This is a genomic window from Streptomyces bohaiensis (genome assembly GCF_012033785.1).
In the GTDB taxonomy this organism is placed as follows: Bacteria; Actinomycetota; Actinomycetes; order Streptomycetales; family Streptomycetaceae; genus Streptomyces; species Streptomyces bohaiensis.
Genome location: NZ_JAAVJC010000001.1, coordinates 103,123 through 117,156, shown reverse-complemented (window position 1 = coordinate 117,156; position 14,034 = coordinate 103,123). Strand labels below are relative to the sequence as shown.

The window sequence follows — 14,034 nt, the reverse complement described above, 5'->3', positions numbered from 1 at the left end:
GGGGTAAGGCTCCCTGTAGACGACAGGGTTGATAGGCCAGATATGGAAGCCCAGTAATGGGTGGAGTTGACTGGTACTAATAGGCCGAGGGCTTGTCCAGAGTTGCTTGCGTCCACTGTGTTGGTTCTGAAACCACAACTGGTTACTGCCCTGTTTGAGGGGTGGTCTGGTTGGTTGTGTTTCACCGTGTTTCGGTGGTCATGGCGAGAGGGAAACGCCCGGTTACATTTCGAACCCGGAAGCTAAGCCTTTCAGCGCCGATGGTACTGCATGGGGGACCGTGTGGGAGAGTAGGTCGCCGCCGAACAAATTGCCCCAATAGCTCAGTCGGCAGAGCGTCTCCATGGTAAGGAGAAGGTCAACGGTTCGATTCCGTTTTGGGGCTCAGTAGCACAAGGGAGCGGCTCCCACCTCGATGAGGTGGGAGCCGCTCCCTTGTGCGTTGTGGTGTTCTGGTGTCGGGGCATGGTCAGGTGTGTTCCGCCCGTCGGAGGTGGAGGACCAGCCCGGCCATCGTCCTCAGCGGCAATGCCGGCAGTAGCGACGGACGCCGTGCGTCGGCCTCGGAGAGGTCCGCGCACCTCCGGGCGACGGCGGAACTCTCCAGCGTGAGCCGACCGGTCAGGGGGCCGTGCTCGTCCCCGTGGAGCGGTGGAGGGGACGGGCCGCGGTGGGGTATCGCGCCGTACGGGCGTGCCGAGCCGCCCAGGACCCACGGGAGGCGGCCCCCTGGCGCCGGGGCACGTCAGCGTGGCGGGGGCCGGGCTCGCACCGAAGACGGCGCGAGCCCGGCACCTCACTCGGGAACGCGCAGCGCCAGGATCGCCATGTCGTCGGACGGTGAGTCCGCCGCGAAGCGCTCCACCGCCCGCATGACGCGCGCGGCGACCGCCCCGGCGGTCAGCCCGGTCGAGGAGGAGAGCACCTCGGCCAGGCCGTCGTCGCCGAGCATGCGGGTGCCCTCGCGTCGTTCGGTGACGCCGTCGGTGACGCACAGCAGGACGTCGCCGGGCTCCAGGACGTAGGTCTCCTCGTGGAGTTCGAGGTCGTCCATCACGCCGAGCAGCGGCTGCGGGGTGGCGGCCGACGTGACCGTGCCGTCCTGCTGGAGCCGGAGCGGCAGCGGATGTCCGGCGCACACCATGGTGAGGTCGGCGCCGCCGCCGGCGCGCGGTCGCAGCTCGCCGTAGAGCAGCGTGAGGAAACGGGCCCGCGGCCCCTCGTCCAGGATGGCCGCGTTGAGCCTCTCCAGGACCGCCGGTCCGCTGAGTCCCTCCCGGGCCAGCAGGCGCAGCGCGTGCCGGGCCAGGCCGGTCACGGCGGCCGCCAGCGGCCCGGTGCCGCAGACGTCCCCGATCGCGAAGCCGTAGACGCCGTCACGGATCTGGAACAGGTCGTAGAAGTCGCCGCCGACCTCGTTCCCGGCGCCCGCGGCACGATAGATGACCTCGACGTCGACCCCGTCGATCTCCGGCAGTTCGGGCGGGAGCAGACTGCGCTGGAGCGACTGGCTGATGGCGGTCCGCTCGCTGTAGAGCCGGGCGTTGTCCAGGGCCAGCGCGGCGCGGCGGGAGAGGTCCCCGGCCAGTTCCAGCGTCTCCTGGCGGAACCTCTCGTCGGCACCGCGTCCCAGCACCAGCAGGCCGATCACCCGGTTCCTCGCCAGCAGCGGCAGGACCACCGTCTCACCGCCGACGGCGGAGGCCGTCGCGAGGCTCGTGCCCGGTGCCGCCGGGTCCCGGTGCAGGTCGCCCAGGGCCAGGCGGCGCAACGAGCTCCGCAGCGCGGTGTCGTGGGCCGCGTCGGCAGGGGCCGTCCAGGGGCTGACGCCGCGAGTGACGTCCGGGTCCGGGGGCGGAACCCGCTCCAGCAGGGCCTTGATGCCGTCGATGCGGTCCTCGTCCTCGTGCAGGACATAGGCGAGCTCAGGTTCGGAGACCTGCTCCGGCAGCGTGTATACGGCGCACCACGTGGCCAGCGTCGGCACGGTCATCTGCGCCATCAACGCCAGGGTCTGGTCGCGGTCCAGGGTGCCGGCGAGGAGCTCCGACGCCTCCACCAGGAAGGAGAGCGAGCCGCGGCGCAGTCGCTCCAGCTCGGTCAGGCGCGCCGACTCGACCGCGAGGGCCACCCGGTCGGCGGCGAACTGCAGGCGCAGCGCCTCCTCGTTGGTGTAGCGGCCGGGCGTCTCGGAGGCCACCCCCAGCGAGCCGGTCAGCCGGCCCTCGACCTTGAGCGGCACCGTGACGACCGCGTGCATCCCCGTCCCGGACAGCAGCGGCACGGCTCCCGGCTCGTCCACCAGGTCACCGTGGACGGACGGCATGCGGGCCGATCCGTAGCGGCTGCCGCCCGTCTCGACCACGACACGGGCGAACCGCTGGCGGGTGGAGGAGAGCCCGGTGGAGGCGCGGACCTCCAGCTCCGTCTCGTCGTCCGTGGCCAGCAACAGGAAGGCGGCGTCGCCGTCGAGCATGTCGCGGGCACGTTCCACGATCCGCTGGAGCAGCCCGTCCAGGTCGTCGGGGGCGGGGGAGCCGATGAGGGCGTCCAACCCTTCCGGCGACTGGTCGTGGTCGCCCGGGGCCGACGGTCGGGTGTGGCTCTGCAGCACGGCACGTTCGTGCTCGCGGACCAGCAGGCAGACGGTGGACGGTTCGCCGTGCGCGTCGCGCACGCGCAGATGGGTGGCGTACACGGGCAGCGTCCTGCCGTCGGCCGAGCGCAGGCCGTAGCTGCCCTCCCAGCGCGACAGCGTCAATGCCTCGGCGATCCCGGTCCCGGTGCCCGGGGTGTGCGGCCAGGCGGCGAGGTCGCCCAGCGGCTTGCCGATCACCTGGTCCGCCGGGTAGCCGAAGAGCTCCGCGGCGTCGCTGTTCCACGCGGAGATGGTCTGCGCCGCGTCGACCTGGACGACGGCGACGTGGACCTGGGTCTCGCCGAGCGGGAGCTTGTCGTCGGTGAGGACCGGTCCCGCGGAGCGGGTCCCCACCGGCAGCACCGGCTCGTCCAGGCGGAACCAGACGCGCTTGTCGGCGGCGGTGTACTCCACGCCCCAGCGCGCCGAGAGCGCGGCGCACAGCATCAGGCCGCGGCCGCCCTCGCTGTCGGGGTCCACCGCCCCGCGGCGGACGTGCCCGACCGGCAGTTCGCGTTCCGGGTGGCGGTCGACAATCTCGACGCGCAGACCGGAGCCGTCCCGCAGGCAGTGCACCTCCGCCGGCGTGCCGGCGTGCACCACCGCGTTGGTGACCAGCTCGCTGGTCAGCACCACCGCGTCGTCGACGAGGTCGTCGAGTCCCCACCCCTGCAGGGTGTCGCGGACGAATCCGCGCGCGGCGGCGACGGACCGGCCGACCGGTTCGAAGGTGGCCGCAGCTCGCGCGGTGATCACTTCGCTCCCCCAAAGGTTCTCGTGGGCGGGCTGCCTGTGGCATCCGAGGCTAGGTTACTGAGGTCCGCCGTCGCGGCGGACGGCGCATCCTCTGAATACCCCCGGACCGGGCGATCCCTGGCATGCGATGCCGCCGAACTGTTATCGCCCGGTTGAGGTGGGGTGAAACACTGGGAATGCTCGGAGCGAGGACCTGGGCAGATTCGGTCGAGACCGCGGGAGGGACACAGTGGTGTCAGACGGAGGAGAGGTACGCCCCGAGACACGGGGGCGCCGGGGCGGAACCCGGGGGGGTGCCACCGTCGAAGTGGACGCAGCCGCCCTGGACCGCCTGCTCTCCGCGCTGGTGTCCATGCGGGAGGGGAACTTCCGCCGGCGGCTGACGGTGGCCGGCGAGGGGCCGATGGCGGAGATCGCCGCGGTCTACAACGACGTGGCGGACCGCAACCTGCACCTCACCGGGCAGCTGGCCCGGGTGCGGCGCGTCGTGGGCCGGGAGGGCAAGCTCACCGAGCGGCTGGAGGCCGGGTCCCTGGAGGGAGCGTGGGCCAAGGCCGTCGATGACGCCAACGACCTGGTGGAGGACCTGGCGCGGCCGGTCTCCGAGGTCGGGCGGGTGCTCAGCGCCGTCGCGGAGGGCGACCTCGCCGAGCGGATGGACCTGCGGACCCAGGTGGACGGCGGCACGGGGCGGCCGCTGCGCGGTGAGTTCCTGAGGGTGGGGCGGACCGTCAACGGCCTGGTCGACCAGCTGTCGGCCTTCACCGACGAGGTCTCCCGCGTGGCGCTCGAGGTCGGCACCGAGGGCAACCTCGGCGGTCAGGCGAAGATGCGCGGCGTGTCGGGGGCCTGGAAGGACCTGACCGACTCGCTGAACACGATGGCCTACCGCCTCACCGCCCAGGTCCGCGACATCTCGCGGGTCACCACCGCGGTGGCGCACGGCGACCTGACGCAGAAGGTCACCGTGCACGTGGCCGGCGAGATGCTGGGGCTGAAGGACACCGTCAACACGATGGTCGACCAGCTGTCCTCGTTCCAGTCGGAGGTGACCCGGGTCGCCCGCGAGGTGGGCACCGAGGGGCAGCTCGGCGGGCAGGCGCGGGTCGACGGCGTGGCCGGGGTCTGGAAGGACCTCACCGACTCCGTCAACCTCATGGCCGACAACCTGACCGCGCAGGTCCGGGAGATCGCGCAGGTGACGACCGCGGTCGCCAACGGCGACCTCTCCCAGACGATCACCGTGACGGCTCGCGGTGAGATCGCGCAGCTCGCCGAGACGATCAACGCGATGACGGAGACGCTCCGCACCTTCGCGGACGAGGTCACCCGGACCGCCAGCGAGATCGGCACCGAGGGCAAGCTGGGCGGCCAGGCCCGGGTGCAGGGCGTCGCGGGCACCTGGAAGGACCTCACCGACTCGGTGAACACGGCCTTCCGCGACCTGACGGCTCAGGTGCGGGACATCGCGACGGTGACGACGGCGGTGGCCAACGGTGACCTGACGCAGAAGGTCACCGTGGACGTCGCGGGCGAGATGCTCGGGCTGAAGAACACCGTGAACACGATGGTCGACCAGCTGTCCTCGTTCCAGTTCGAGGTGACGCGCGTCGCGCGGGAGATCGGCGACGAGGGCGCGCTGGGCGGCCAGGCCCGTGTGGACGGTGTCGCCGGCGCCTGGAAGGACCTCACCGAGTCGGTGAACACGGCTTTCCGGAACCTGACGGCTCAGGTGCGGGACATCGCGACGGTGACGACGGCGGTGGCCAACGGTGACCTGACGCAGAAGGTCACCGTCGATGTGGCCGGCGAGATGCTGGATCTCAAGGTCACCGTGAACACCATGGTCGACCAGCTGTCGTCCTTCGCCGACCAGGTGACGCAGGTCGCCACCGAGGTGGGCACCGAGGGCCGGCTGGGCGGGCAGGCGCACGTCGACGGAGTGGCGGGGGTCTGGAAGGGCCTCACCGACTCCGTGAACTCGATGGCGTCCAACCTGACCTCGCAGGTCCGGGGGATCGCACACGTCACGACGGCGGTGGCGCAGGGGGACCTGTCGCAGAAGATCACCGTCGACGCCCGGGGCGAGATCCTGGAGGTCAAGAACACCATCAACACGATGGTGGACCAGCTGTCGTCGTTCGCCGAGCAGGTGACCCGGGTCGCCCTGGAAGTGGGCACCGAGGGCCGGCTGGGCGGTCAGGCCCAGGTCCCCGGTGTGGACGGCGTCTGGCGGGATCTCACGGACTCCGTCAACGGCATGGCCTCCAACCTGACCGGTCAGGTGCGCGGCATCGCCCAGGTGGCGACGGCGGTGGCCCGGGGCGACCTGTCGCAGAAGATCACCGTCGACGCGCAGGGCGAGATCCTGGAGGTCAAGAACACCATCAACACGATGGTGGACAACCTCTCGTCGTTCGCCGAGGAGGTCACCCGGGTCGCCCGGGAGGTGGGCACCGAGGGCCGGCTGGGCGGTCAGGCCGAGGTGCGCGGCGTCGCGGGGACCTGGAAGGACCTCACGCAGTCCGTGAACGGCATGGCGAACAACCTCACCGCACAGGTGCGGAGCATCGCCGAGGTCACCACCGCGGTCGCCAAGGGCGACCTGACCAAGAAGATCATCGTGGACGCGCAGGGCGAGATCCTCGCGCTGGTGACCACGGTCAACACCATGGTCGACCAGCTGTCGTCCTTCGCCGACCAGGTGACCCGCGTCGCCCGGGAGGTGGGTACCGAAGGGCAACTGGGCGGCCAGGCCCAGGTCCGGGGCGTCTCCGGCATCTGGAAGGACCTCACCGACAACGTGAACCTGATGGCCCGGAACCTCACCGAGCAGGTGCGGAACATCTCCGGGGTGGCCACCGCGGTGGCCAACGGCGACCTGTCCAAGAGCGTGACGGTCGAGGCCTCGGGCGAGATCGCGCAGCTCGCCGACTCCGTCAACACGATGGTGACCACCCTGTCGTCCTTCGCCGAACAGGTCACCAGGGTGGCGCGGGAGGTGGGCACCGAGGGCCGTCTCGGCGGCCAGGCGCATGTGCCGGGTGTCTCCGGGACGTGGAAGGACCTCACCGAGTCGGTGAACGGCATGGCCAACAACCTCACCGGCCAGGTCCGCAACATCGCGATGGTGACGACGGCGATCGCCCGCGGTGACCTCACCAAGAAGATGGACATCGACGCCCGGGGCGAGATCCTGGAGCTGAAGACCACGATCAACACGATGGTCGACCAGCTGTCGTCGTTCGCCGAGCAGGTCACCCGGGTGGCGCGGGAGGTGGGCACCGACGGGCAGCTCGGCGGTCAGGCGCGGGTCCGCGACGTCGCCGGCACGTGGAAGGAACTCACCGAGTCCGTCAACGAGATGGCGGGCAACCTCACCCGTCAGGTCCGCAACATCGCCCGCGTGGCGACGGCGGTGACCCGCGGCGACCACAGCGTCAAGATCGACGCCGAGGCCGCGGGGGAGATCCTGGTCCTCCAGGACAACATCAACACGATGATCCGCAACCTGCGGGAGACCACGCTCGCCAACAAGGAGCAGGACTGGCTCAAGTCCAACCTCGCCCGGATCTCCGGGCTGATGCAGGGCCGCCGCGACCTCACCGACGTGGCGAACCTCATCATGGGGGAGCTGGCCCCGGCGGTCTCCGCGCAGCACGGCGCCTTCTACCTGGCCAAGCCGACCGGCGGCGACACCGACGTGGTGGCCGGCGCCGGGGAGAACGGCTACGAGCTGCAGCTGATCAGCAGCTACGCCATCGCACCCGGCAGCATGCCGACCGTGTTCCGGCCCGGCGAGTCGCTGATCGGCACCGCTGCCCAGCAGCGGCGGCCCATCTTCTACGGCCGGACACCGGAGGGCTACCTCAAGATCTCCTCGGGGCTGGGCGAGGCCCAGCCTGCGCACGTCGTCGTGCTCCCCGTCCTCTTCGAGGACCGGGTGCTCGGCGTGGTCGAGCTCGCCTCGTTCCAGCCGTTCACCCAGATCCAGCGGGACTTCCTCGGTCAGATGGCGGAGATGATCGCCACCAGCGTCAACACCATCGCGGTCAACACCCGCACCGAGGTGCTGCTGACGCAGTCGCGCGAGCTGGCCGACCAGCTGGAGAAGCGCTCGATCGAGCTGGAGCGGCAGCAGCGCGCACTGCAGGACTCCAACCTGGAGCTGAAGGACAAGGCGGACCAGCTCGCCTCGACCAACCGCGACATCGAGGTGAAGAACTCCGCCATCGAGCAGGCGCGCCAGGTGCTGGAGGAGCGCGCCGAGCAGCTGGCCGTCTCCATGCAGTACAAGTCGGAGTTCCTGGCGAACATGTCGCACGAGCTGCGGACGCCGCTGAACTCGCTGCTCATCCTCGCCAAGCTGCTGGCCGACAACAGTGAGGGGAACCTCACAGGCAAGCAGGTCGAGTTCGCCGAGACGATCCACGGAGCCGGTTCCGACCTGCTCCAGCTCATCAACGACATCCTGGACCTCTCCAAGGTCGAGGCGGGCAAGATGGACGTCTCGCCGACCCGGATCGCACTGGTGCAGCTGGTGGACTACGTCGAGGCGTCGGTCCGCCCGCTGACGGCGGAGAAGAACCTGGAGTTCTCCGTGCGGGTCTCGCCGGAACTGCCGGCGACGCTGCACACCGACGAGCAGCGCCTGCTCCAGGTGCTGCGGAACCTGCTCTCCAACGCGGTGAAGTTCACCGAGGCAGGCTCGGTGGAGCTGGTGATCAGGCCGGCCTCGGAGGGGGTCCCGGAGGAGATCCGGCAGCACATGATGGAGATCGGCGCCGTGCTGGACCGGTCGGCTCCGCTCGTCGCCTTCGCGGTGACCGACACGGGCATCGGGATCGCACCGGGCAAGATGCGGGTGATCTTCGAGGCGTTCAAGCAGGCCGACGGTACGACGAGCCGCAAGTACGGCGGCACCGGTCTGGGGCTGTCCATCAGCAGGGAGATCGCGCGGCTCCTCGGCGGGGAGATCGACGCCGCCAGCGAACCGGGTCGCGGCTCGACCTTCACGCTGTACCTGCCGCTGTACCCGGCGGAGCTGCCGCCTCCCGGCTACGGGGAGCTGGCGGCCGGGGCCCTGGCCATAGAGGCCGCCGACCGGGCTGCCGAGGACCGGGTCGCCGAGGCCGGCGGCCTGGGCGCGCTGGAGCCGCCGCGCGGTGTGACCGCGTCGGCCGCTTCGGCGCCCGCGGAGATCGAGGGCGGCGCTGCGCCCGGGTCCCCGGGCGGCGAATCGGTCGAGGCGCCCGACGCGGCCGCCGAGAGCGACGACCAGGAGCCCGACCCGGGCGCGGACTCCCCGTCGCAGGAGGAGCCGCAGGAGCAGCCGCCCCGCGCACCGGCGCCCGGCGGCGGGCGGGCGTCCGCCAGCGAGGCGGCCGAGGCCGCGGCCGAGCAGCTCACCCGGCGCCGTCGGGAGGAGACCCCGCAGCGGGAGCCGGGCGGGGACGACGCATCGCGTGCCGACTCGGCGCGGGGGCGGTCGGAGGAGCCGGACAAGCCGGTGCGGCGCATCGCCTTCCACAACGAGAAGGTGCTGATCGTGGACGACGACGTCCGCAACGTGTTCGCCCTGACGAGCGTGCTCGAACGCCACGGCCTGCAGGTGCTCTACGCCGAGAACGGGCGGGAGGGCATCGAGGTGCTGGAGTCCAACGAGGACATCGCCCTGGTGCTGATGGACATCATGATGCCGGAGATGGACGGGTACGCGACGACGACGGCGATCCGACGGATGCCGCAGTTCTCGGGGCTGCCGATCGTCGCGCTCACGGCGAAGGCGATGAAGGGCGACCGGGAGAAGAGCATCGAGTCCGGCGCCTCCGACCATGTCACCAAGCCCGTGGACACGGACTACCTGCTGGAGGTCATGGACCGCTGGATGAACCCGCAGTGATCGCGACGCGGCCGCGCCCGGGGGTGTACCGTGCGGGAACCCCCTGGGTGCGGCGCGCGTTGCGAGTATGAGACAGTGACTTCCTCGTGACTGGGTGTGTCCGGCTGTGGCTGGGGCTACCATGTGCGGGACGAGAAGAGCGGTTCACCGGGCGGCGAGGATGTCGCCCGACAGGGGCGGTGGTCAGCCACGCCGCCGGGGCGGAGGAGGACGGGCATGGCCCAGAAGGCCAAGATCCTTCTGGTCGACGACCGGCCGGAGAATCTCCTGGCGTTGGAGGCCATCCTCTCCGCGCTGGACCAGACGCTGGTGCGGGCGTCGTCCGGGGAGGACGCGCTGAAGGCGCTGCTCACCGACGACTTCGCGGTGATCCTGCTCGATGTGCAGATGCCGGGCATGGACGGTTTCGAGACGGCCGCGCACATCAAGCGCCGGGAACGCACCCGCGACATCCCGATCATCTTCCTGACGGCCATCAACCACGGACCGCACCACACCTTCCGGGGGTACGCCGCCGGCGCCGTCGACTACATCTCGAAGCCGTTCGACCCCTGGGTGCTGCGGGCGAAGGTCAGCGTCTTCGTCGACCTCTACGAGAAGAACCTGATGCTCCGTGAGCAGGCATCGCTGCTGCGGCGGGAGTTCGACGGCGGAACCGGCGAGGCGGTCCCGGGCAGCCTGCTGCCCGAGCTCTCCGCCCGTCTCGCCGCCGTCGAGGAGCAGGCGGAGGCGCTCACCAAGGAGCTGGAGGAGAGCGCCGGGGCCGCAGCGGTGTCGACGGCGGGGCACCTGGAGCGCAAACTCGGTGCGCTGCGCCGCGCGTTGGACGCCCTGGAGCCGGGTTCCACGGCGCCCACCCCCGAGACCGCGGACGGCTGACGCCCGCTCAGCGCCCGCCGGTGACGCGCCGGTGGGCGCAGGCTGGCCGACGCCGGCCCGGCGCGGCGCGCTGAGGAGAGCTCGGAGCGCTGCCATCCGTGCCTGGGGCGGCCCGCACCGGTAATCTCACCCCCATGGCCTCACGTACGTCCGGAACCGGTCCCAGCAGCGCGCGATCCGGGCGGAGTGGCGCCACCGCGAAGAAGTCCGCTGCGAAGAAGCCGCCGGCCAAGCGCGGGGCGCCCGCGAAGGGCCGGCGTCCCGCCTCGCGGAAGAAGCCGCCGCCCCCGCTCCCGGCCCGGGCGCTGCGCAGGATCTGGATGGGCCTCGCGCTCCCCGTCGCCGCGCTGCTGCGGGGCATAGGGAAGAGCACCAAGGGTCTGGACCCTGCCCACCGCAAGGACGGTCTGGCGCTCCTCCTGCTGGGGATCGCGCTCGTCGTCGCCGCCGGCACCTGGTCGAACCTGCAGGGGCCGGTCGGAGACCTGGTGACGCTGCTGGTGACCGGCGCCCTCGGCCGCCTGGACCTGGTCTTTCCGCTGCTGGTGTTCTTCCTGGCGGTCAGGTTGATCCGCCACCCGGAGAAACCGGAGGCCAACGGACGCATCGTCATCGGACTGACGTTCCTGGTGGGCGGCGTTCTGGGCCTCGTCCACATCGCCACCGGCGCCCCGGGGCACGAGGACGGCGCCCAGGCGATGCAGAACGCCGGTGGGCTCATCGGCTGGTTCTTCTCGCGCCCCGTGATCTTCCTGGTGGGCGAGCCCCTCGCCGTGGCGCTGCTGGTCCTGGTGACCGTCTTCGGACTGCTGGTGGTCACGGCGACCCCCGTCACGGCGATCCCGCGCCGGCTGCGCGCGATCGGTGTGCGGCTCGGTGTCGTGGAGGCGGCCCCCAAGCCCTACTCCCACGACCCCGACCCGGACCCCGAGCCCGAGCCGGCCCCGCGGGTCGCCCGCCCCCGCCGACGGCCCGCTGCCGCGCGGGCCGAGGAGTCCCCGCACGAGGAGTACGTCCGCGTCGCGCCGGAGGACGAGGAGGAACCGCCCCCGCGGAGCCGGTCGCGCGTCGGCCGCCGGCGCTCCGCCGACCCCGTGGACATCGCCGCCGACGCCGCCGCGCTGGACGGCGCGGTCACCCACGGGGTGCAGCCCTCGCCGCTGGTCGCCGGCATCAGCAGCCGCGTCCGGATGCGCGGTGGCGATCCCGCCCTCGCCGAGCAGGTGCCGATGGACGGCGGCAGCCGGTCGGCGGCGCACCACTCGGGCGGGGTGCCCGACCTGACCCGGCAGGCGCCCGAGCCGCCCCCGTCGCTGCCGCAGCGCGCGGAGCAGCTCCAGCTGGCGGGCGATGTCACCTACTCGCTGCCGGCACTGGACCTGCTGGTGCGCGGCGGCCCGGGGCGCAGCCGCAGCGCGGCCAACGACCAGGTGGTGCACTCGCTGTCGACCGTCTTCACCGAGTTCAAGGTGGACGCCTCGGTGACGGGCTTCACCCGGGGGCCGACCGTCACGCGGTACGAGGTGGAACTCGGCCCCGCCGTGAAGGTGGAGAAGATCACGGCACTGGCCAAGAACATCGCGTACGCGGTCGCCAGTCCCGATGTGCGGATCATCAGCCCCATCCCGGGCAAGTCGGCCGTGGGCATCGAGATCCCCAACAGCGACCGGGAGATGGTGAACCTGGGCGACGTCCTGCGCACGGCGGACGCCGCCGAGGAGCAGCACCCGCTGCTGGTCGGGCTCGGGAAGGACGTCGAGGGCGGCTACCAGATGGCCAACCTCGCGCAGATGCCGCACGTCCTGGTGGCGGGCGCCACCGGGTCCGGCAAGTCGTCCTGCATCAACTGCCTGATCACCTCGATCATGATGCGGGCCACCCCGGAGGACGTCCGGCTGGTGCTGGTCGACCCCAAGCGGGTGGAACTGACCGCCTACGAGGGGATCCCGCACCTCATCACGCCGATCATCACCAACCCCAAGAAGGCCGCCGAGGCGTTGCAGTGGGTGGTCCGCGAGATGGACCTGCGCTACGACGACCTGGCGGCCTACGGCTACCGCCACATCGACGACTTCAACGCGGCGGTGCGCGCCGGGAAGGTGACGACGGGGGAGGACTCGGACCGGGAGATCGCGCCGTACCCCTACCTGCTGGTGGTGGTCGACGAGCTGGCCGACCTCATGATGGTGGCGCCCCGGGACGTCGAGGACGCGATCGTGCGGATCACCCAGCTCGCCCGGGCCGCCGGAATCCACCTGGTGCTCGCCACGCAGCGCCCCAGCGTGGACGTGGTGACCGGCCTGATCAAGGCGAACGTGCCGTCCCGGCTGGCCTTCGCGACCTCCTCGCTCGCCGACAGCCGGGTCATCCTCGACCAGCCGGGTGCCGAGAAGCTCATCGGCAAGGGCGACGGGCTCTTCCTGCCGATGGGTGCCAACAAGCCGGTGCGGATGCAGGGCGCCTTCATCACCGAGCAGGAGATCGCGGCGGTGGTGGCGCACTGCAAGGACCAGATGAAGCCGGTGTTCCGGGACGACGTCGTCGCCGGGAAGGGGCCCAAGCGCGAGATCGACGAGGAGATCGGGGACGACCTCGATCTGCTGTGCCAGGCCGCGGAGCTGGTGGTGTCGACCCAGTTCGGTTCCACGTCGATGCTGCAGCGCAAGCTGCGGGTGGGCTTCGCGAAGGCCGGACGGCTGATGGACCTCATGGAGTCGCGTGGCGTCGTCGGCCCCAGCGAGGGGTCCAAGGCGCGGGACGTGATGGTCAAACCCGACGAGCTGGCAGGAGTGCTGGCGGTGATTCGGGGGGAGACTCCGTCCTAGGCGACGGGGGCGGCCCCCGCCGGCGGGCGGGGTTCCGCGCCCGCCGGTGCGGGAGGACCGTCCGGTGCCGGGTCGGTGTGGCGCACAGGAGCGACACCGTGGTCCCATCCGTCGTTCACACGGCCCGGATGCCCCGGCCGGCCCGACGCACCCTAGAATTGCCCGCACAACACGTGGCCTTCACGCTCGAAAGGCGTCTCCGTGTCCAACGGCAACTTCTCGGCCGAGGACGGGCCCCCTTCCGTCGGCCGCTCCCTCCAACAGGCGCGCATCGCAGCGAAACTGACCGTCGAGGAGGTCAGTGCGACCACCCGTGTGCGCATCCCGATCGTGCAGTCCATCGAGAACGACGACTACTCCCGCTGCGGCGGCGACGTGTACGCCCGCGGCCACATCCGCGCGCTGGCACGCGCCGTCGGCCTCGACCCGGCGGAGCTCGTGGCGCGGTTTAACGAGGGCCGGGGCGACGCCCCCGCTCCCGAACCGGCCGCCCCCGTCTTCGAGGCGGAACGCATCCGCTCCGAGCCGCGCCGGCCCAACTGGACGGCGGCGATGGTGGCCGCGATCGTCGCGGTGGTGGGTTTCGTCGGCTTCACACTGGTCAGCGGCTCCGGTGACGGGTCCGCCGGTCCGGTGGCCCAGTCGGAGTCGCCCGACCCCGATGCCGAACCCGACGCCGTCCCCGACGACGCGGCGAGCGGCGACGACTCCGCGGACGACGCGGCGGGCGAGCCGGACCCCTCGCAGAGCGCCGTCGCCGGCGCCCCCGCCGACAAGGTGACCATGAAGGTCGTCGCCAGCGGTGCCAGCTGGGTGATGGTGACGGACGCCAACGGGCGCCAGCTCTTCCAGGGCACCCTGCAGGACGGCGACTCCGAGACCTTCACCGACGACGACCAGCTGGACCTGGTGACCGGCAACGCCGGCGCCATCGAGCTGTACGTCAACGGCAAGCACCTGGAGGACATCGGCGACCCCGGTGCCGTCCAGCGGCTGACCTTCACCCCGGGCGACCCCGAGGAGGGCTGACCGGC

General features: G+C 71.3%; 5 protein-coding genes, 1 tRNA gene and 2 rRNA genes. 7 read left to right on the top strand and 1 reads right to left on the bottom strand.

All coding sequences use genetic code 11. The features are described from left to right. The 3 genes from HCN52_RS00475 to HCN52_RS00465 form a co-directional block, all read left to right on the top strand. Window positions 1–100: ribosomal RNA gene (locus tag HCN52_RS00475) — 23S ribosomal RNA — on the top strand; the annotation flags it as partial. 90 nt (window positions 101–190) lie between these two features. Then, a 5S ribosomal RNA gene (gene rrf, locus HCN52_RS00470) occupies window positions 191–307 on the top strand. 5 nt (window positions 308–312) lie between these two features. Beyond that, window positions 313–385, top strand: a tRNA-Thr gene (locus HCN52_RS00465). A gap of 411 nt (window positions 386–796) precedes the next feature. Here the strand turns inward: HCN52_RS00465 and HCN52_RS00460 are convergent. Further along, window positions 797–3,394 carry a SpoIIE family protein phosphatase gene (locus HCN52_RS00460; RefSeq protein WP_168086298.1) on the bottom strand — a complete coding sequence of 866 codons (2,598 nt, stop codon included), beginning with the start codon at window positions 3,392–3,394 and terminating at the stop codon, window positions 797–799. A gap of 352 nt (window positions 3,395–3,746) precedes the next feature. Between HCN52_RS00460 and HCN52_RS00455 the strand changes: the two genes are divergently transcribed. The 4 genes from HCN52_RS00455 (at window position 3,747) to HCN52_RS00440 (ending at window position 14,029) form a co-directional block, all read left to right on the top strand. Further along, window positions 3,747–9,296, top strand: coding sequence for a HAMP domain-containing protein (locus HCN52_RS00455; protein WP_209314007.1), 5,550 nt, complete (start codon window positions 3,747–3,749; stop codon window positions 9,294–9,296). Between the two features lie 216 nt (window positions 9,297–9,512). Further along, window positions 9,513–10,175, top strand: a complete 663-nt coding sequence (locus HCN52_RS00450; protein ID WP_168086297.1) for a response regulator — start codon at window positions 9,513–9,515, stop codon at window positions 10,173–10,175. Window positions 10,176–10,309: 134 nt separating this feature from the next. Beyond that, window positions 10,310–13,000, top strand: a complete 2,691-nt coding sequence (locus HCN52_RS00445; RefSeq protein WP_168086296.1) for a DNA translocase FtsK — start codon at window positions 10,310–10,312, stop codon at window positions 12,998–13,000. Between the two features lie 201 nt (window positions 13,001–13,201). Next, the gene (locus HCN52_RS00440) at window positions 13,202–14,029 is read left to right on the top strand and encodes a helix-turn-helix domain-containing protein (protein ID WP_168086295.1); all 828 of its coding nucleotides are present in this window, start codon (window positions 13,202–13,204) and stop codon (window positions 14,027–14,029) included. The last annotated feature ends 5 nt before the right edge of the window (window positions 14,030–14,034 follow it).